Consider the following 20,214-nt stretch of genomic DNA (forward strand, 5'->3'; position numbering starts at 1 on the left):
ATGAATCAGGATAATCTGATCGAAGTGCGTGACCTCGCCGTCGAATTCGTCGTTGGCGAGCGCGTACAGCGAGTGGTCGAAGGCGTCAGTTTCGACATCAAGCGCGGCGAAACCCTGGCGCTGGTCGGCGAAAGCGGCTCGGGCAAATCGGTCACGGCGCACTCGATCCTGCGCCTGCTGCCCTACCCGCTCGCTCGCCATCCCGCCGGCACCATCAACTACTCAGGGCAAAACCTGCTGGAGCTCAAAGAGAAGACCCTCCGCCACATCCGAGGCAACCGGATCGCGATGATCTTTCAGGAGCCGATGACCTCGCTCAATCCGCTGCACTCCATCGAGAAGCAGATCAACGAGGTACTCGGCATCCACAAGGGCCTGTCCGGCAAAGTCGCGACCAAACGCACGCTGGAGCTGCTGGAGATGGTCGGCATCCCCGAACCGCACAAGCGCCTGAAGGCTTTACCTCACGAACTGTCCGGCGGCCAGCGTCAGCGAGTGATGATCGCCATGGCCCTGGCCAACGAGCCGGAGCTGCTGATCGCCGACGAACCGACCACCGCGCTGGACGTGACCGTTCAGCTGAAAATCCTCGATTTGCTCAAGGAATTGCAGGCTCGCCTGGGCATGGCGTTGTTACTGATCAGTCACGATTTGAACCTTGTGCGAAGAATTGCGCATCGCGTATGTGTCATGCAGCGCGGTTGCATCGTCGAACAGGCATCGTGCGAAGAGCTGTTCCGTTCGCCGCAGCATCCGTACACTCGGGAATTACTCGGCGCGGAGCCAAGCGGAGGCCCCGCGAGCAATAAAATCGGGCCGCCGCTGCTTGAGGTCGAGGACCTGAAAGTCTGGTTCCCGATCAAGAAAGGCCTGCTCAAGCGCACGGTGGATCACGTCAAGGCAGTGGATGGCATCAATTTCAGCCTGCCCCAGGGTCAGACATTGGGGATTGTGGGGGAAAGCGGTTCCGGCAAATCCACCCTCGGCCTGGCGATTTTGCGCTTGATCGGCAGCAAGGGCGGCATCCGTTTTGAAGGCAAGCAGCTAGACTGCCTGACGCAGAACGAGGTTCGCCCGTTGCGTCGGGAGATGCAGGTGGTGTTTCAGGATCCGTATGGCAGTTTGAGCCCGCGGATGTGTGTGAGTGACATCGTTGGCGAAGGGCTGCGGATCCACGGGATCGGCACTCCCGCCGAACGCGAGGCGGCGATTATCGCCGCACTGAAGGAGGTAGGCCTGGATCCGGAAACCCGGAACCGCTACCCCCACGAATTTTCCGGTGGGCAGCGCCAGCGAATCGCCATTGCCCGAGCGTTAGTGCTCAAACCGGCGCTGATCCTGCTGGACGAGCCGACTTCGGCCCTCGACCGGACGGTTCAGCGGCAAGTGGTGGAGCTGTTGCGTTCACTGCAAGCCAAGTACAACCTGACGTATTTGTTCATCAGCCATGACCTGGCTGTCGTCAAAGCGCTGAGCCACCAGCTGATGGTGGTCAAGCATGGCCAAGTGGTCGAACAGGGAGATGCGCAAAGTATTTTTGCCGCCCCCCAACATCCGTATACACAGCAGTTGCTGGAAGCCGCTTTTTTGGCACCAGCCACTGCGCAATAACCTGAAAGAGGAGCAACACATGGGTTTTCTCGCCGGTAAGCGCGTACTGATCGTCGGTGTCGCCAGCAAGCTGTCCATCGCATCCGGCATCGCTGCCGCCATGCATCGCGAGGGCGCTGAGCTTGCCTTCACTTATCAGAACGACAAACTGAAAGGTCGTGTTGAAGAGTTCGCACAAGGCTGGGGCTCGAGCCCTGAGCTGTGCTTCCCGTGCGACGTGGCCAGCGATGAAGAAATCGCCAAGGTCTTCGAAGCACTGAGCAAGAAGTGGGACGGCCTGGACTGCATCGTGCACTCCGTTGGTTTCGCCCCGGGTGACCAACTGGACGGCGACTTCACCGAAGCCACCACCCGTGACGGCTTCCGCATCGCTCACGACATCAGCGCTTACAGCTTCGTGGCTCTGGCCAAGGCTGGCCGCGAAATGATGAAAGGCCGCAACGGCAGCCTGCTGACCCTGTCGTACCTGGGCGCCGAGCGCACCATGCCGAACTACAACGTGATGGGCATGGCCAAGGCTTCGCTGGAAGCCGGCGTGCGTTACCTGGCCGGCTCCCTGGGCCCGGACGGTACTCGCGTCAACTGCGTATCGGCCGGCCCGATCCGCACCCTCGCCGCTTCCGGCATCAAGAACTTCCGCAAGATGCTGGCCGCCAACGAAGCGCAAACCCCGCTGCGTCGCAACGTCACCATCGACGAAGTCGGCAACGCCGGCGCCTTCCTGTGCTCCGACCTGGCGTCGGGCATCAGCGGCGAAATCATGTACGTGGACGGCGGCTTCAACACCACCGCCATGGGCAACATCGAAGAGTGATCTTCGGTTAGCCGATAAAAACCCGCCGCTGCCGGCGGGTTTTTTTATGGGTTCAGGATCGGCAAACAGCGGATGAATCGGTTGCTCGCGGTGACTGTAACGCGGCATGATCAAGCCGCCGCTCGAACGCCCCCAACAACTGTCGGCACAAGTGATACGCCGCGAGCCGTTGGTGCTGATCCGCTGGGGATTCTTCAAAACCACCGTCGATTGAGACCTGAGCCATGCAACTGAGTCCTTTCCATCTGGCCATTCCCGTTTATGACCTGGCCGCCGCACGACACTTTTACCGCGAGGTGTTTGGCCTCGAAGAAGGTCGCTCAAGCGATCACTGGGTCGATTTCAACTTTTTCGGCCATCAATTGGTCATTCACCTGGCACCGAAGAATGCCTCCCAGGAGGCCGCGCACACCAATGCGGTAGATGGCCATGACGTGCCAGTGCCGCATTTTGGCGTGGTGTTGGGGATGGATGAGTGGCATGCGCTGGCCAAGCGTTTGAAGTCGCTGGAAACCAGATTCGTGATTGAACCGGGGATCCGTTTTCAAGGGCTGGTCGGTGAACAAGCGACGATGTTCCTGTTCGACCCGTGTGGCAATGCGCTGGAGTTCAAGGCATTCAAAGACATCGGGCAATTGTTTGCCAAGTGATATGCGCTTGCATTTGTCTGTGTAGGCGCTGCCGAAGACTGCGCCTACCCAGGGTTTGCGTGTATCGAAATCAGCGGCGTTTCAAGGCTTGTTTATGCGCATACATCGCGCCGTCCGCGTCGGCCAGGAGGCGATCGACCGTGTCATGCCGCTTCGCGTCGTACTCGATCTGGCCGACGCTGAAGCGGATGTCGTAACCCCGTTGCAACCTCGCATTGCGCTCCTCGAGGATTTCCTTGAGCCGGGCCATGATCGCGGTGGTTTCGACGTGGCTGGATCCGGTCAACAACGCGACGAATTCATCGCCGCCCAGGCGGCCGACCACGTCACTTTCGCGAAACGCGATGCGCAACACATCGGCGAAGGTCTTCAGCGCGCCGTCGCCTTCGGCGTGGCCGTACAGGTCGTTGATCTGCTTGAAATCGTTGAGGTCGAAAAACAGTAGCGTTGCCGGACGATGCAATCGTACGCAGGCATCGAGCGCATGCTGGGCGAGCATTTTGAAGCCACGACGGTTGGACAGCAGCGTCAGCTCATCCATGCTCGCCATTTGCACCGCCACCAGCTCCTGTTCGGCCATCCCGGCCAGGTCACGCAACAAACCGCGCTCTTCGTCGTCGAGTTCGCGAGGTTTGGTGTCGATCAGGCACAGCGTGCCCATCTTGTTGCCGTTGGCGACAGTGAGCGGATAACCGGCATAGAAGCGGATCTTGGGTTCGCCGATGACCAACGGATTGTCATGGAAGCGCTCGTCCTGCCTCGCGTCCGGCACCAGCAACAGTTCGTTCTTGAGAATTGCATGCCCACAGAAGGACACATCGCGCGGCGTTTCGCTGGCGTCCAGGCCGATGCAGGACTTGAACCACTGACGATCGCTGTCCACCAGGGTGACGAGTGCAATTGGCACATTGAACAAGCGTTTGGCCAGGCGGGTGAGCCGGTCGAAGCGTTCCTCAGGCGCGGAATCGAGGACGTTAAGCCCATGCAACGCTTGAATTCGGGCAGGTTCGTTGGCGGGTTTGCGCGGGGCCAGCATCACATACTCCATTCGCATCGGTGCCCGTTAGCGTAGCCTGATTCATCGACGCTCACACCCCGTTGTCGTGGCGGCGATGGACATGATGCCCGGGCAGGCAATAATCGCGCTGCACCACGCCCGTTCAGGATCACAGCGACGGCTGTTTAGCATCGTGTGGCGGGTTCGACAGGAGGGTTATCGATTAGACAGGGTTTTTGCCGACCAAGGGCATTACACTGCGGCTTGGTCTACCGGGGATGAAACCATGAAACATGCTGCCGCCAGGAACCCTGAAAAAGCCCCACGCTTCTGGCGTGACGATGCCGTGCCTTTCATTGAGGCCCGTGCCATCGCCGATGGCCGCGAGGTCTGCTATGCCCGCCATTCCCACGCACACTTCTCAATCGGCGCGATCACTTCCGGGCGCAGCACGTACGTGCATGAGCAATCGCAGTTCGAAGTCGCGGCGGGCACCGTGGTGCTGATGAACCCGGGCGATGTGCATGCGTGTAATCCGATCGATGATCAACCGTGGTCGTACCTGATGCTCTACGTCGAAACACCGTGGTTGACGGATTTGCAGCATCAATTGGGGCTCAGCGCAGCGCTTGAATTCCGGCGCTTTTCCACCACTCATCTGAATGACGCCGCTCTGTTCAGCGACCTTGCGGAGTTATATGGCGTGCTGGTCGACGAGCAGCAAGACGTACTGCGCAAAGAAAGCGCCGCCGTGGAGTTTTTCGGGGGGCTGCACCTGCGGCTGAACTCGCCTGAACCACCACTGCGCGAGCCGAACTTCAAGCTTGAACGCGCCGCCGATTTCATTCGCGAACACTGCACCGAAATGCTGGTCCTCGACGACATTTGCGCCGCAGCGCAGCTATCACCCTCGTACCTGATCCGCGCTTTCAGACAGCATTTCGGCATGACGCCCCATGCCTTTCTGGTCAATCAGCGCATTCAGTTCGCCCGCACACGCCTGCGTGATGGCCAGTTGATTGCCGACGTGGCGCTGGAAGCGGGGTTCGCCGACCAGGCGCATTTTCAACGGACATTCAAACAGTATCTGGCGGCGACACCGGGGCAATATCGCGCCTGAGTGTTGATTGCCAGCACCCGCCTCACCTGTAAAGAAATGTCGCAAAAGTTGATACTCGACATTCAGCGCATTTACGGCAGCCACGCGTTTATTTTTCCACCATTACATATAACGTCATATATAAAACAGCCACTTCGTCAAACGGATCAACGTACTATCGCCGTCGCTGAATATCAGCCTGACTTTCACGGCCACGTATTTATTCAACAACGAAGACGGAACTTCTTATATGCAATCTCCAGATCTCATCACCGCCAACTCGGCAGACGAACTCCAAAAGAAGTTCATTGCAACCGCCATCACTCAGTTCATTGACAATCCCTACGCCCGTAATGATTTGGGCTGGGCCTGGAACAAGATACTCGCGCCCTGTGTGAACGGCACCGGGTTTAGCCAGCTTCATCGCTCGGCAAACATCTATTTGTCGATACTGGTCAAACATTCCGTCTTCACCAACATTCGTGAAAAACTGAAGATTCCTGATGATGCTCTTTTCCTCGTTGACGAACAGAGTCATCTCTATTTTTCCTATCAAAACCTGATCGGCGATGCCAACGGATCAGGGACTTTATTCGTTTCGCCCAAGGACATCACGGCCAGCGTTGCCGGGCTGACGGATTTAAACAATGACTTGCGTCTGCTAGCCAACATGGCACGCCTGTCGGGCGGATGGATTGTTACCGGCGAACGGATAATGATCGGCCAGTGGCTGGGTTTTCAGAGGCTGACGCAACCGGACAATGAAGAAGACAGCCGAAGCCTGATCGACTTGCTCAACTTCGCGGCGTTGCCTGAAAGTCCACAGTATGGAAATTACTGGCAATTACTGGATGCGCCAATTGACTCACCGTTCTGCCTGGATGAGGAACAACGCGTTGTTATCCAAAAGATAACGAATACGCTGACTGGCGGCGAAAGTTCGCTGGTAGAACACTTCGGCGTGCATTTGATACTGGAAAATACGTCTGCCGACGCGTTGGCCACCAGCCTGGATTACCGCCTGCAAAAACTCATCGATACGGCGGTCTGGTCGTCAGAGAGCGCTGACGCTTATCTCATTGCTCTGGGCTGGCATGACAAGACAGCGCAAGGCAAACCGGCCCGTGAGTTGGTCGAGCAAGTGCTCATCGCAGCCATGTTGCTAGATCTGGATCTATTCATCGACAGCGACAACACAACGTTTGCGGGTTTCGACCTCTATTCAAAGCGGTTCTTTACCCGCCATCCATCCTGGGTTCGTGAGCAACTTGAAGAGCACCTGATCACCGCGCTGAAGCTCGACCAATTGCTCGCACCACTGGTTGCCGAACTCGTGCTGGGCGGTATGGCACCTCAATACCGGTTTGCCGATTGGCCGTCCGAACTGATGATGGGAACACCGGCCTGGGTGGTCGGTACCCAAGCCGTGCATTTTGCAGAAGCGCTGATTCCAGGCGTAACACGCAAGATGAGTTACTCGCACTTGCTCGGTTTCGCACAATCGGCGAAAGCAACGCCGCAACTCAGTTCCCTGCATGCGATTCATTCGGTCGACCCTGTCATCAACTGGGCACTGATGAACGAAATCATCACCCGGGATGCCGACAATAATCTGAGCGAAGCCGCTGTCAGTCGGGCCGCCGAAGAATACAAACGCTACCTCGATCAGATACTTGGCGCGGCACAAGCCTTCGGTAAGGCGTTGCCTCACCGCAAACCTCTTGCACTCGAAGCATTGAAATCCACCGTACCGGATTGCGATCCGGATGAGTTGTTGGTCAAGCATCGAGGAACCGGAGGCGCCGCCGGCCGTAAAGTCTCCATTGTTGACCTTTACATGGGTGACGAACTTCATTCGCAGGATTGGGACCGAGCCAGAGGCACCAGCCTCTACGCATCATTTCCAGCACTGTCGCAATTGCTTCCGATCAACGAGTTGTACGAGCCGGTGGTTTACAAGCATTTCACGCAGATCATCGATGCCCTTTCAGACAACATCGAAATCGCACTTTCACAACTGCACCCGTACATGGCGGCGTATATCGAACACGGCGCGCTGGGAATCTATAGCGTCCAGGAATACACAACCACTCGTTTTGAAACAGCGCCCGGCCGCCCCGGGATTATTCGACCTGAAACACCCCTACCTGGCGAAACCGGTCGCTATGGCGTCATCATCTGTGCGCAGGTGTATAACAAGCTTCGCTGTTTCGAACTGTTCCCACTCAGGATGGAATGCCGCTACAACCCCAAACTTGCAGACGTGTTTCGTCCGTTGGTGTCGGAAGACTTTGGCGGACAGGAAACAACGTTCACCGACAAGGCAAAACTCGAAGGCGTCCCCCTCGATGTAACGGCTTACCTGCAAAACGCGGGCCCTCGGGCGAATATCAATTCGAAACTGTTCATTCGCAAGATTGGCGAGTTCAAGTCCAATAACGAAGCCGTTGATCCCGCCTACCCTGCTCCGTTCTTTCGCTCACGGCGCAAAGAGGAGCTGGCCAGACTGATCGGCGAGGAAAATCCTTACTTTACGGAAAGCGAACTGTATCAATTGGGAATGGATCAGACCGAACGGGAACGGGCGATTGAAAAAAACGATGCCATTTTCAACACCATTCTGAATCTGAACATTCCCTTCAAGGAGTGTGTTGAAGGCCTGGCCTCCGGGGATTCCAAGCGGCAGCAAGGCGCGATTGTCGACTGCATTGTCGATGCTGCGGTGCTGGCTCTGACCATCGCCGCCATCCCCGGAAAAATCGCTGCGGTGAGTACCAAAGCGGCAGCGTTGGCCACCAAGGTGCTTTCCGCCTCCCGCGTACTGGCCGGGACGGCACTTTCATTGTTCAATCCGCTCGATGGCCTGCCGAAACTGCTCAAGGGTGGGGGAAAGTTGATTGGCCGTGGGGTTTCTAAACTCAGCGGACATGCGCTCTCTGCATCCCGTCAAGCAAGGCAGCAGTTGCGCTACCTTACCGGTTCGAACAGTTACGACTTGCTCAAGGCGCTTGATCACACGGGATCGGCTTCACAGATCCGCATGTCGCTCGACCCGGTGGCTCATGCCCGAGCCCTGTTCAAGAGCGACAGTATCACCACGGTTGAACAGGTTTTGGCACGCCTCAGTGAAAAGAACTTTGCGCTGCCCAAGGGCGCCAGCGACATTGAACTACGTCAGTTGACAAACAGTGCCATCAAACAAGCCGCACTCAATTCAACAAAGCTGCAGGATCTGGAGAAGGTCATTGGCCGCCCCGCACTTGATGAGATTCTCGACTCTTTCATTCAGGGCCATCCGATTCACCTCGGTGATCCAGTCTATACGCCAAGCTACTATGCGGAAATGCTGGAGAGCATCGGCTACATCGAACTCAAAAAATCCAATTACATGAAAACCTATCAGCAAAATGTATTGAAGAAAGACTTGGGGGCAGCACCTTTTAGCGACGTCATGCCGGAGTCAGCGTTCAACCCGCAGGGCTATACCGACCCCACCCAGCGTGCAGCGGCCTGGATGGTCAACGGCTCATCGGACGCTACGGCCAAGGACTTCGATAATATCGTTGCGTTGTTGAGCGAGTATGCCAGCAATAGCGCATCGCTCACTGATCCAGCCGTGATCCGCGAAATTCGCAGACGCCTGGTGCCGAGTGATATTGTCGACCGGATTCGCGACGCAGGTGGGGAGGGAAAACATGGAAGCAGCATTACCGGTTTCGCCTTGCTGGAGCAGCATCTAAAAATTCTTGATATCAATCACCCGCACTTCGACAAACACATACTGGCTGCGATTGTAGGCTTCCAGGGCTTTGGCGACGGCAATGGTCGTACCGCCAGTGCGTTGTATTCCATCAGTCAATTGCGAGGCAATCGGTTCACCCCCATGCCGAAACATGTATTCAGAGAACTGAACGGCATTTTCTGACGCTGCTTGTTCAACTAAAGACCCGCCGTACCCTGCCGGGTACGGTTTGTTTACTCTGGCGTGGGTTACGGACGTAATAAAAAAAGCGCGGATATCGCTAACAGCAACGCCATTGCGCGATTAAACAGGCGCATCCCGGCCGGATTGCTCAGATAGCCGCGCAAAAACGTCCCGGCATATACCCAGCAACCCACCGACACATAACAGATCACCAGATACACCGCCGCGAACTGCCACACCAGTCGCGCTTCGCCATCGGCCACAAACGCGCCCATCCCCGCGACACAGGCCAACCACGCCTTGGGGTTGAGCCATTGCATCAGTGCGCCATAGAACATCGACGGCGCGCGAGTGGAGGTTTTGGCATCGAGCCGGCCATCATCGCTCGCCAGTTTCCACGCCATGAACAGCAGGAATCCGACCCCGGCCAATTGCACCACACGAGTCAGGAACGGCCACAGCTTCAATACCTCATGCAGGCCCAGGCCCATCAACACCAGCAGCAACACAAACCCCAGCGTCGCTCCGGCCACATGCCGCTGGCTGGCGCGAAAGCCGAACTGCGCACCTGAACTCAACGCCACAATGTTTACCGGCCCCGGGGTTATCGACGCCACCAGGGCAAACGCCGCCATCGACACGATCAGACTCATCACACACCTTCAATTCCGTTGAACCAGGCGCCACGGTAACGAGCGCCTCGCCTCGCGTATTGAATAAAACTGCCCTGCCTCAACCCTGCGGCAGCTCCTTGGGGTTTATGGCGGCAAAATGTGCAAACGGCCTGCCGGTTCAGTCGAGACGCGGCACGGTAAAACTAAATTCGCTGCCCTGCCCCGGCTCGCTCTTGGCGATGATCTGCCCGCCATGGGCTTCGACGATGCCTTGCGTGATGTACAGGCCCAGACCGGTGCCCGTCGGGTTGCCATCCTTCACGGTCCAGTAACGGTCGAAGACATGGGGCAGGTTTTCCTTGGGAATGCCTTCGCCGCTGTCACGCACGGTGAAGACGATTTCGTCACCCACCGATGTGGCGTGCACGCCGACTTTGCCCAGACGCGGCGTGAATTTGATCGCATTGCCGACCAGGTTCGACAGCACCTGGAACAGCCGCTCCGGGTCGGCATGGATTTTCAGCTCGGGATCGGCTTCAAAAGAAATGCTGATGTCTTTGTCCATCGCCAGCGGCGCGAGCAGCGATTGCGCCTCTTCAAAGATCTGCCCGACGTCCAGCGGTTGCGGGGTGATGGTGTAGCGACCGGCGTCGATCTTCGAGGTGTCGAGCAAGTCTTCCAGCAACGTATTCATGCGCCCTGCCGCTTGCTGCATCGTATCGATGGCCGTGGAGATTCGCCGCGACGTATGCGGCCCGTCGGAACTGAAGGCCTTCTGCATCATGCCGCAGAGCATCGAAATGACCGTCATCGGATTGCGCAGGTCGTGAGAAACCACCGCCACCAGTTCATCCCGCGCGCGCACCGCTTCCTGCTCGCGGCGCACCTGCCGGGCCAGGTCGTTTTCCAGCGCTGAGCGACGCAGGTCGTTGGCCGCAAACAGATCACCGTGGCTCCATTTTGTCGAGATGCCGGCCATCTCGACCTTCCAGATTTCGAACGACGTACGCGGGCGCAGACGCATGCCAGCGTCGGAGTTCTCCAGGTTCAGCGGCTTCTGCGGATCGCCACTCCAGTTGATGTTTTCCTTGACCTCGGGACGGAACCACAGCACGCCGTTGTCCACCGGTTTAGGCAGGCTCATGGCGAGCACGCCGCTGGCGACTTGCTGATACTGCGCCGCCGGCGGATAGACGCTCGCCAGATTGTGGCTGGCGAACACGGGTTCATCGCGCGCCTGCAGCCATTTATGCAGCGCGCGGATGTCCTCGGGCTCCGGACAATTGCCAAAACGGTGCAGTTGCTTGTCCTCGATGATTGCGATACCCCCGGCGCGGGTCAGCGCCATCAGAACCTCTGGCTGATTCGCCAGTCCGTCAAACACGTTCTCCGGTGAATCAATCATCGCCTGATTGAGCAGCGCCAATGCGTCAACTTTGTCCTCGCGCTGACGGCTGATCTCCAAAGACTCCATCGCGCTGATCTGTAACGACAACACCTGGCCGATGGTCTGGCAGGCAATGCGCAATTCATGGGGCACATGCAGCGGCTGGCGGTTGCCGCAACTGATCAGGCCCCAGAGCCGGTCACCCTTGAGCAGCGAAATGCTCATCGATGACAGCACGCCCATGTTTTTCATGTACTGGCAGTGGATCGGCGACACACTGCGCAGGGTCGCGAAACTCAAGTCCAGCGGCGTCTGCGTATCAGGCCGCAGCTTCGGCACCAGCGGCACCGGCTCGTACGCCGCATCGGGAATGATCCGCAACCAGTTAGTGCGATACAGCTCCCGCGCCTGTTCGGGAATGTCCGACGCCGGGAAAAACAAGCCGTTGAAGACTTCCATCGACGGGTCGGACGCCTCCGCGATGACTTGGCCATGGCCCTCCTCTTCGAAGCGGTAAATCAGTACTCGGTCGTAACCGGTCATGGCCTGGATTTCTTTTACGCTGATGTCATAGAGCGCCTGCAACGTCGTGGCTGCTTGCAGTCGCTGCAACATCCGCCCGAGATTCTTGTTAAGACCAGCGACATTACGCGGCTGAAAATTGTCGACGTGGATTTCCAGCTCGAGAATCAATACGCCGTCATGCCGATGCAGCAACCCCTCGAACGCCGTGTCGTTGAGCTGAAAATGCAACGGCGGTGCGTCGAGGAAACCGGGCTGTTGCAGCGTTTCGCGCACGGACTCGGCATCGGCCTTGCCCAACAGGCTTTCCAGCGGCTGGCCAATGAGCGTTTCCGGCTGACGCGCGAGCAACGTTTGCGCGTTGGCGCTGACCTGAATGATCTCCAGACCCGGCTCGGTCAGTGTCAGCAGCAGCCCGTGCGGCTGGATCGCGCCGGGAAAGCGGATGGGCTCGTCGGCGCAGTTGGCCAGCAATTCCTCAAACACTGCTTTGTCTTGTGGGCTCATAGCAAAACCTCCTGGCCATCGAGCCAATGCTCGAAACAGGCAAATGTGGATTGCGCAGTGGTGACGACAGCCTGACGTTCGGCTGCGTCCAAGGGACGACTGCCCAGGTAATCGATGAAATCGCGCCAGCGACGGCCGGTCGCGGCGCCGTAGATGTCGAGAAACGCCGCGCCGTTATCGGCTTCCAGGTTCAGCCGCGAAGCGATCTCGCGGCGCAAAATCTGTCCGCCGAGGGTGGCGCCTTCGAGCACATACATCACGCCCAGGCACGCAGCGCTGGAGTCGATGGCGGGCAATTGCACGCACATGGGCAACTGCGTCAGCCGTTCGGCGGGCACGCCCAAGGCTTTCAGGTCGGCTTGCAGGGTCGGCGTTTTGAAACGCTGCGCCAGGTCAAAATCAGCGGGGATTGCACCGCTGTCCCGCAGCACGCTTTCCAGCGGACGGTAAAACCCGTAATAGGCTTCCACCAAGCGCCGAAAGGCATTCGTATCGAGGGTGTCGGAGAAGAACGGAAGGCGCTTTTCCAGTGCGATGTGCAGTTCGGCGGTGCCGGCGCGCAGGTCTTGCAGCACCAGGGGAACGTGTACGTCACGGGCCTTTACTTGCATGTAGATCGCTCGTGCTGTGGGCCGCCTGGGGCCATGAGGGAATAGAGTAGAAAAAATCTGTGCAAGCGATTCAGAGTCCGGACGTGGCGAGAAAGTTCGATCCGGCCGTGGGCGTCAACGTGAATGACCGATGAATTTTGCTCATCAACTTATGCAACCGAGGGCACATGCGCGGCGCGACTCGATATCGATGCGTTTAGGGCATTGCCGTATCACCGGCTCGCCCAATCAACTCGGTTCGGACGGCCCTTTCAGCTCTACCTGATTGCCGTCCGGGTCGAAACAGTACAGCGACAGACCCTTGCCTTCGGCGCCGTAACGGCTGGCAGCTTTTTCAGTGGTGAGGCCGCAAGCCTCAAGATGACGAACCAGTACAGCCTCATCGAACGGCTCGATGCGCAAGCAGAAATGGTCGACGTTGCGCCGCTCGGCACCGGCGGCGGCACCGCCCTTGCGGCCGAGTTCGCCGTCAAGGCTGACCAGGTCGATCATCGACGTACCGGCGCGCAGGTGCACCAGGCCCAAATGATCCTGGCGCTTGACCAGTTCGGCGCCGAACACCCGGGCGTAGAAATCGATGCTGCGTTGCAGGTTCGTGACGCGCAAGACAATGTGATCAATGTGCTGGATGGTGAAGGGATGCATGGCTCGCTTTCCTCAAACTCGGTGACCCGCTGATTGTGGTGCAGAATCGAAAAAATTCCCTGTCGATTTTTCGGTGGAGCCATCGAAGAACTGGTTTTATGCTCCAGCCATGAACCTACAAACCGTTGTCCTGCCCCCACACGCCGAGATGGTTCGCGCCATGCTCGAACGCGACACCGCCTACGAAGGGGTGTTCTTCACGGCCGTGAAAACCACCGGTATTTTCTGCCGCCCCAGTTGCACGGCGCGCAAACCGAAACCGGAAAACGTCGAATTCTTTGCCCATGCCGATGAATGCCTCTGCGCCGGTTATCGCGCGTGTTTGCGCTGCAAGCCGCTGGATGCCGCCGCCATCGCACCGGATTGGGTGCAGCGCTTGCTCAAGGCTGTGGAAGCCGACCCGGAGATGCGCTGGACGGACGCGCACTTGCTGGCCGAGGGTATCGAACCACTGACGCTGCGGCGATGGTTCAAGCAGCATTTCGGCATGACGTTCCATGCCTGGCTGCGCACGCGCAGGCTTGGCATGGCGTTGGGCGGTATCCGTCAAGGCGCGTCTATCGACCATGCGGCGTTCGACTCCGGTTATGAGTCTCTCAGCGGGTTTCGCGACGCGTTTCAGAAATCCTTCTATATCACGCCAGGCCGGGCGGCGCAGAGCGAACCGCTGCTGTTCACCCGGCTGACCACACCGCTTGGGCCGATGATTGCAATGGCCGAACGTCGTGGACTGGTGTTGCTGGAATTTCTCGACCGCCCGGCGCTGACCCGCGAAGTCGAAACGTTGCAGGCTCGCCACGGCTACCTGGTCGCACCGGGGCACAATGCGCACTTACAGCAGATCGAGGAAGAACTGGCAGCGTATTTCGCCGGTCGCCTGATCGAATTCCATGTGCCGCTGCACTTGCCGGGCAGTGAATTCGCCCGACAGGTCTGGGCGCAATTGCTGCAAATCCCCTATGGTCAGACCTGCAGCTATGGCGCGCTGGCATTGCGTCTGGGCAAACCGGGTGCCAGCCGCGCGGTGGGTCTGGCCAATGGGCAAAATCGATTGTCGATTGTGGTGCCCTGCCACCGAGTGATTGGCGCGGACGGTTCGTTGACCGGCTATGGTGGTGGACAACCGCGCAAGGCGTTCCTGTTGCGACTTGAAAATGCCGCAGTGCAACTGACGCAACCCCTGGCGTTTTGACTGCTGGCGAGCGACTTCAAGCGCAAGCAACAGAGTACGACGCAACCGGATCGGCGCTAAGCTTGTGGCCTCATTTTTATTCAGGATGCGGCATGCCCGACCCCTTCCAACCCGCCAGCGATTTTCTGTCCACCGTCGATGCTGACTGGCAACGCCACATTGCCGCCGTCGGCCCGTGCCTGCATAAACCCCATCCGGCGCGCGATCCTTATGAATCGCTGGTGCGGGCTATTGCCTATCAGCAACTGCATGCCAAGGCCGGGGACGCGATTGTCGGGCGGCTGGTCGGGTTATTTCCCGGGCAGAGCTTTCCCCGGCCCGAGCAGGTGTTGGTCACCGATTTTGATCGGCTGCGCAGTTGCGGATTTTCGGCGAGAAAGATTGCGACCATTCAAGGAATTGCCCAAGCGACGCTGGATGGCGTGGTGCCGGATTACACGACGGCGTTGGGCATGAACGATGAAGCGCTGATCGAGCGCTTGGTCAGCCTGCGCGGGGTGGGTCGCTGGACGGTTGAGATGCTGTTGATCTACAGCCTGGAGCGCCCGGATATTTTGCCGGCGGATGACTTTGGCGTGCGAGAGGGGTATCGGCGGTTGAAGGGATTGGCGGTAGCGCCGACACGCAAGCAGATGATTGAAATCGGCTTGGCGTGGCGGCCGTTTCGCACAGTGGCGGCCTGGTATTTGTGGCGAGCATGAATTTGCCCCTATAGGAACTGCCGCAGGCTGCGATCTTTTAACTGTTGCGTGGAACGCGGAGCGTCCCGGGCTGCATTCCCACGCGGAGCGTGGGAACGATCAAATCAAAAGATCACAGCCTGCGGCAGCTTCTACACGGGTGGCGTTATAGGCCGGACTTTAATCGGCTGAACGCTCGGATCAAGGCGCGATTGAATGCCTTGCCGTTGTCATTTTTGCTGTACAGCGAGGCCCTGACTGCCGCCGACGGATACGTTCCCGGATCCTGGGCGATCGCCGGTTCCACCAACCGGTCCGCCGCCGTGATGGCATTGGCGTAATGGATGGTGTTCGTGATCGGCGCAATCACCTCGAGCGTCATCAAATAATCCATTAATGCCAGTCCAGCCTGCGGATGCGGCGCATCTTTCGGAATGACCATCGCGTCAAACCAGATCAACGTGCCTTCCTTCGGGATCTTGTAACTCAGCTTGAACGGCTTGCTCGCCGCCTCAGCCTGCCCCGCTGCGATTGCCACGTTGCCGTTCCACGACATCGCTACACAGGTGTTGCCGTTGGCCAGGTCGCTGATGTTCAGGTCATTGTCGAAATAGCGGATGTACGGCCGAATCTTCGCCAGTTGCTGTTCGGCCAGTTTCAGGTCATCGAGGTTCTGCCGGTTGATGTCGAGCCCCATGTATTTCATGACCGCCGCAAACACCTCGTTGGGATCGTTAAGCAGACTCACCCCGCAGTCGGCAAATTTCGACACCACGGCCGGATCGAACAGCATCGCCCAACTGTCGGTCGGCGCATCAGGCAGGCGCTGCTTGATCGCGTCTTCCTGATAGCCGACGCCAGTGGTGCCCCACGCGTAAATTCCGGCATAACGGTTGCCCGGATCGAACACCGCCATGTGCTGGCGAAACTCTTCGCCGACGCCGGAAAAGTGCGGGATCTTCTGTTTGTCCAGCGGCTGGATCGCACCGCTCTGGATCGCCCGGGACAAATGCTGCCCGGCGGTCAGCACCAGGTCATAACCGCTGCGACCCGTGAGCAGTTTGGTTTCGACGGTTTCCAACGAATCGAAGTGGTCGGCGACCACATGAATCCCGGTCTTCGCTTCAAAATTCTTCAGGGTGTCGGGGGCCAGGTACTCGCCCCAGATATACAGATTCACCACCGGTTTTGCGGTGTCGGCGGCCTGTACACACAGGGGTGCAAGCACCAGCAATAACGCTTGAGTCAGCTTGTGCAGGCCCATGCTCACGCTCCCTTGTTGTGATTAGCAATGCCGGCGTATTGCGGCATGGTGATGCACGCGACATTGCCGCCACCGAGGAGGATTTCCCGGGAGTTTTCGATGCCCACAATCTTGTGCTGCGGAAACAGTTCGGCCAGGGTCGCCAATGCCACCTGATCCTGACGATCACCAAAGAGCGGCACCACAATCGAGCTGTTGCCGGCGTAATAGTTGATGTACGAGGCGCAGATTTTCGTCCCGGCCTGGCGGGTGTGGGTGCTGTCCTGCTGATCGAGGCCTTCGGCTTCTTCGGCGGTCCATTCCAGCACATCGGGCTGAGGCAGTTTGTGCACGATGAGTTCGCGGCCACGGCTGTCGCGGGTGCTGCGCAAGATGTCGTAGGCCTCCTGATAGATTTCCCATTGCGGATCGTCGCGATTGTCGGTCCATTGCAGCACCACTTCGCCGGGACGAACGAAGCACGCAAGGTCATCGACATGGCCGTCGGTTTCATCGAACTTGCACCCCCGTGGCAGCCAGATCACCTGATCAGCGCCGAGGTAATCGGTCAGGCGACGGGTGACTTCGTCCTTGCCTAAATGCTGGTTGCGATTGCGGTTGAGCAGGCATTGTTCGGTGGTGAGAATGCTGCCCTGACCGTCGCTCTGGATGCCGCCGAGTTCGGCTATCAACGGTGCGCGGTAACGGTCGAAGCGCTCAAGTTCGAGGATTTTGCCGGCGATCTGGTCGTCCTTGTCCCACGGGTAATACAAGCCGCCGTCGAGGCCGCCGTAAGCGTTGAACTCAAAATCAACGCCGCGCACTTCGCCACTCTGATCGTTGACTACGAAGCACGGGCCGCTGTCGCGAAACCAAGTGTCGTTGCAGGTCATCTCGACCACCCGCACTTGCGGCGGCAACTGGCGGCGGGCGGTGGCGAACTGCGCGGCAGAGGCACACACGGTGACCGGTTCGCTGTGGGAAATCGCAGTGACAATCTGCACCCAGATTTTCTGCGCAGGCTTGGCACCGTTGCGCCAGACGTCGGTACGTTCCGGCCAGCCGAGCCAGCAGCCGGACTTGGCTTCGAACTCGCCGGGCAGACGGAAGCCGTCCTGTTTCGGGGTGGTGTCGAGTGAACGCGCCATGGTCAAACCTCGTTGTTCGGGATGGGAATGACCACAGGCTACGGTTGCCGGCGGCAGGCCCGCCAACGATGAATATTACGGAACAGTTGAGTTCAACTCATCAATCGAGCAATTGATCGTTGAACCATTCGAGCATCTGCGCCACCGCCGGGCGCTCTAGCCTCAGCCGCTCGCAGACCAACGCATATTGGCCCAGCGCAGTCATGCTTGACGTAAAGGGGCGAACCAACCGACCGCTTTGCAGGTCTTCCTGCGCCGTGAGGTTGTCGCCCATGGCCACGCCCTGCCCTTGCGCAGCGGCTTCCAATGCCAGACCGGCATGGGCGAAATACAGTTGGCGATCCGGGCGTTGATCGCCGGCATGACTGGTCAGCCATGCCGTCCAGGTCTTGCCGTCCTGATCGTCGTGCAGCAGGCAGTGACGGGCCAGATCCTTTGGGGTTTTCAGCGTGCCCTGGTTGAACAGGCCGGGGCTGCACACCGGAAAGAACTGCAACGCCGGCAGCGGCCGGACGAAATACGCCGTGCTGTCCGCCGGGCCGCTGCCGTAGGTGATGGCCAAGTCGATGTCTTCGCCCGGCACGGTAGCGTCAATCGGTTGCTCGTAAAGGTGCAGCGTAATGTGCGGATAGCGCGCGTAAAAATCCGTGAGACGACTCATCAGCCACTTTTGCGCCAGCTCTGCGGTAACGGCCAGCCGCAACACGGCCAGCGAGGATGGATCGCGAAGTTCATCGCAAGCATCGCCGATCAGTTCGAAGGCCTGTTGCAGGCTCTGCATCAGGCGCCCGGCGGCAATGGTCGGACGGATCTGCCGGCCTTCGCGGCTGAACAGCGAGACGCCCAGTTGTTCTTCGAGCTGGCGGATCTGATGGCTGACAGCGCTGTCAGTGACACACAGCTCCGCCGCCGCCCGGCCAAAGTGCGCGTGGCGGGCGGCACATTCGAACGTGCGCAGGGCGGCCAAGGAAGGTAAACGTCGCATGGGTGTTGATCCCGGTTTTTTGGAGGGCCATGCTGACCGGGCTATACGTGGACGTCCAGTTCCACCGTGTAATCGTTCATCGCTGGCAAGCCAGCTCCCACAGGTTTCTGTATCGAACAGAAAAAACGGCGTCCGCGCCCGGTCACGGCGGGAGCTTCGGTGAACACAAAACCCGTGAACACCCGAGAAACGTGTGGGAGCTGGCTCGCCAGCGATGACAGCGGCACACCCGCCCTAAATCTTCTAGTCTGAACCAAACCTTTCCAGCCATCCGGAGGCCCCTTATGCATCTCGAAGGTTCCTGCCATTGCGGCGCCGTGACATTCACCCTCACCAGCGTTCACCCCTACCCGTATCAACGCTGCTACTGCTCGATCTGCCGCAAGACTCAGGGCGGTGGCGGTTATGCGATCAATCTCGGCGGTGACGCCACGACCCTCAAGGTTCAGGGGCGCAAACACATCACGATCTACCACGCGCGCATGAAGGATGAAGGTGACAAGCGTGCTCATCGCAGCAGCGCCGAACGGCATTTCTGTTCGCAGTGCGGCAGCGGCCTGTGGCTGTTCAGCCCGGAGTGGCCGGAGCTGATCCATCCGTTCGCGTCGGTCATCGATACCCCGTTGCCGGTGCCGCCGGAGCACACGCATTTGATGCTCGGTTCGAAAGCGTCATGGGTCGAGGTTGAAGCCAAGGGCAAGGATCAGCAGTTTGAGGTTTATCCTGAGGAATCGATTGCGCAGTGGCATGAGCGGCTGGGGGTGACGGGATGAGCGAGATTATCGGGCTGTGATCGGTGGATTTTTGAAACAACAAGATCAAACGATCGCAGCCTGCGGCAGCTCCTACGCGGGGACGCCGCTGTGGAAGCGGAATTCGTCGTCTGGCGATTCGATCAGATGCTGCTCGGCCGCGCGAACTCGCTCGATGACGTGTTCGACGTCTTTCGTCTCGCCGTACTGATAGGCCAGCTTCAGGTAGCCCTGAAAGTGCCGGGCCTCGCTTTTCAGCAGACCGAAATAGAATTTGCCGAGTTCTTCGTCCAAATGCGGCACCAGCGCTTCGAAACGCTCGCAACTGCGCGCTTCGATGAAGGCGCCGACCACCAGCGTGTCGACCAGTTTGACCGGCTCGTGGCTGCGCACCACTTTGCGCAGGCCTGAGGCGTAACGGCCGGCATGCAACTGGCGCAACTCGACTTTGCGCCGCTTCATCAGGCGCATTACCTGTTCGTGGTGCACCAGTTCTTCCCGGGCCAGACGCGACATCATGTTGATCAGATCGACATGGGAATGGTACTTGGCGATCAGGCTCAACGCTGTGCTGGCGGCCTTGAACTCGCAGTTCTTGTGGTCGATCAGCAGGGTTTCCTGATCAGCCAGCGCGGCTTGAACCCAGGCGTCGGGCGTGCGGCAGCCGAGGAACTCGTGAATTTCGGGAAGGATCATGGGGCTCACGGATAAAGGGTTGTCGAGCAAAGGGCGCCGATTATACCGGCCTGTCCGCAGACCACCAGCCGCCACCGTTGATATGCATCAACTCGCAGGCGCGCGTGCAGCAACTATAGTTGTGCAACGTCGTGCC

17 protein-coding genes are annotated in these 20,214 nt (G+C 58.8%); 8 read left to right on the top strand and 9 right to left on the bottom strand.

Annotated features, from left to right (window positions below):
- From GIW69_RS03820 to GIW69_RS03830, 3 genes are all read left to right on the top strand, one after another.
- Window positions 1-1,611: an ABC transporter ATP-binding protein gene (locus GIW69_RS03820; RefSeq protein ID WP_236480800.1), complete on the top strand. Its 1,611-nt coding sequence runs from the start codon at window positions 1-3 to the stop codon at window positions 1,609-1,611.
- 19 nt (window positions 1,612-1,630) lie between these two features.
- A complete protein-coding gene (fabI, locus tag GIW69_RS03825; protein WP_007910591.1) occupies window positions 1,631-2,425 on the top strand; it encodes an enoyl-ACP reductase FabI in 795 nt (264 codons plus the stop codon).
- 224 nt (window positions 2,426-2,649) lie between these two features.
- Window positions 2,650-3,075 (top strand): VOC family protein, encoded by a 426-nt coding sequence (locus tag GIW69_RS03830; RefSeq protein WP_236480801.1) that lies wholly within the window; start codon window positions 2,650-2,652, stop codon window positions 3,073-3,075.
- A gap of 70 nt (window positions 3,076-3,145) precedes the next feature.
- On the opposite strand, the gene GIW69_RS03835 is transcribed toward GIW69_RS03830, so the two are convergent.
- Window positions 3,146-4,111 (bottom strand): sensor domain-containing diguanylate cyclase, encoded by a 966-nt coding sequence (locus tag GIW69_RS03835; protein ID WP_236480802.1) that lies wholly within the window; start codon window positions 4,109-4,111, stop codon window positions 3,146-3,148.
- Window positions 4,112-4,358: 247 nt separating this feature from the next.
- On the opposite strand from GIW69_RS03835, the gene GIW69_RS03840 reads away from it, so the two are divergent.
- Window positions 4,359-5,192 (top strand): AraC family transcriptional regulator, encoded by an 834-nt coding sequence (locus tag GIW69_RS03840; protein ID WP_236480803.1) that lies wholly within the window; start codon window positions 4,359-4,361, stop codon window positions 5,190-5,192.
- Window positions 5,193-5,421: 229 nt separating this feature from the next.
- A complete protein-coding gene (locus tag GIW69_RS03845; protein ID WP_236480804.1) occupies window positions 5,422-9,096 on the top strand; it encodes a hypothetical protein in 3,675 nt (1,224 codons plus the stop codon).
- Window positions 9,097-9,161: 65 nt separating this feature from the next.
- On the opposite strand, the gene GIW69_RS03850 is transcribed toward GIW69_RS03845, so the two are convergent.
- The 4 genes from GIW69_RS03850 to GIW69_RS03865 form a co-directional block, all read right to left on the bottom strand.
- Window positions 9,162-9,749, bottom strand: a complete 588-nt coding sequence (locus GIW69_RS03850; RefSeq protein ID WP_236480805.1) for a LysE family translocator — start codon at window positions 9,747-9,749, stop codon at window positions 9,162-9,164.
- Window positions 9,750-9,888: 139 nt separating this feature from the next.
- Complete coding sequence (locus tag GIW69_RS03855; protein WP_236480806.1) at window positions 9,889-12,126, bottom strand: ATP-binding protein; 2,238 nt, start codon at window positions 12,124-12,126, stop codon at window positions 9,889-9,891.
- Window positions 12,123-12,737 (bottom strand): biliverdin-producing heme oxygenase, encoded by a 615-nt coding sequence (locus tag GIW69_RS03860; RefSeq protein ID WP_236480807.1) that lies wholly within the window; start codon window positions 12,735-12,737, stop codon window positions 12,123-12,125. Before GIW69_RS03860 ends, GIW69_RS03855 begins: the two co-directional genes overlap by 4 nt.
- 228 nt (window positions 12,738-12,965) lie before the next feature.
- Window positions 12,966-13,382, bottom strand: a complete 417-nt coding sequence (locus tag GIW69_RS03865) for a VOC family protein (protein WP_236480808.1) — start codon at window positions 13,380-13,382, stop codon at window positions 12,966-12,968.
- 109 nt (window positions 13,383-13,491) lie between these two features.
- On the opposite strand from GIW69_RS03865, the gene GIW69_RS03870 reads away from it, so the two are divergent.
- On the top strand, window positions 13,492-14,574 hold the full coding sequence (locus GIW69_RS03870) for a bifunctional transcriptional activator/DNA repair protein Ada (RefSeq protein ID WP_236480809.1): 1,083 nt from the start codon (window positions 13,492-13,494) through the stop codon (window positions 14,572-14,574).
- A 92-nt stretch (window positions 14,575-14,666) separates the two neighbouring features.
- On the top strand, window positions 14,667-15,275 hold the full coding sequence (locus GIW69_RS03875; protein WP_236480810.1) for a DNA-3-methyladenine glycosylase family protein: 609 nt from the start codon (window positions 14,667-14,669) through the stop codon (window positions 15,273-15,275).
- A 145-nt stretch (window positions 15,276-15,420) separates the two neighbouring features.
- Here GIW69_RS03875 and GIW69_RS03880 read toward each other — a convergent pair whose 3' ends face one another.
- From GIW69_RS03880 to GIW69_RS03890, 3 genes are all read right to left on the bottom strand, one after another.
- Window positions 15,421-16,518 carry an extracellular solute-binding protein gene (locus tag GIW69_RS03880; RefSeq protein WP_236480811.1) on the bottom strand — a complete coding sequence of 366 codons (1,098 nt, stop codon included), beginning with the start codon at window positions 16,516-16,518 and terminating at the stop codon, window positions 15,421-15,423.
- A gap of 2 nt (window positions 16,519-16,520) precedes the next feature.
- Entirely contained in the window at window positions 16,521-17,645 is a 1,125-nt protein-coding gene (gene aguA, locus GIW69_RS03885) for an agmatine deiminase (protein WP_236480812.1), read from the bottom strand.
- A 100-nt stretch (window positions 17,646-17,745) separates the two neighbouring features.
- Entirely contained in the window at window positions 17,746-18,630 is an 885-nt protein-coding gene (locus tag GIW69_RS03890; RefSeq protein ID WP_236480813.1) for a LysR substrate-binding domain-containing protein, read from the bottom strand.
- A 284-nt stretch (window positions 18,631-18,914) separates the two neighbouring features.
- Between GIW69_RS03890 and GIW69_RS03895 the strand changes: the two genes are divergently transcribed.
- The gene (locus GIW69_RS03895; RefSeq protein WP_236480814.1) at window positions 18,915-19,403 is read left to right on the top strand and encodes a GFA family protein; all 489 of its coding nucleotides are present in this window, start codon (window positions 18,915-18,917) and stop codon (window positions 19,401-19,403) included.
- A gap of 72 nt (window positions 19,404-19,475) precedes the next feature.
- On the opposite strand, the gene GIW69_RS03900 is transcribed toward GIW69_RS03895, so the two are convergent.
- Window positions 19,476-20,078, bottom strand: a complete 603-nt coding sequence (locus tag GIW69_RS03900; protein WP_236480815.1) for a tRNA isopentenyl-2-thiomethyl-A-37 hydroxylase MiaE — start codon at window positions 20,076-20,078, stop codon at window positions 19,476-19,478.
- Window positions 20,079-20,214: the final 136 nt, after the last annotated feature.

This window comes from Pseudomonas syringae (assembly GCF_021605415.1).
Lineage (GTDB): Bacteria > Pseudomonadota > Gammaproteobacteria > Pseudomonadales > Pseudomonadaceae > Aquipseudomonas > Aquipseudomonas syringae_S.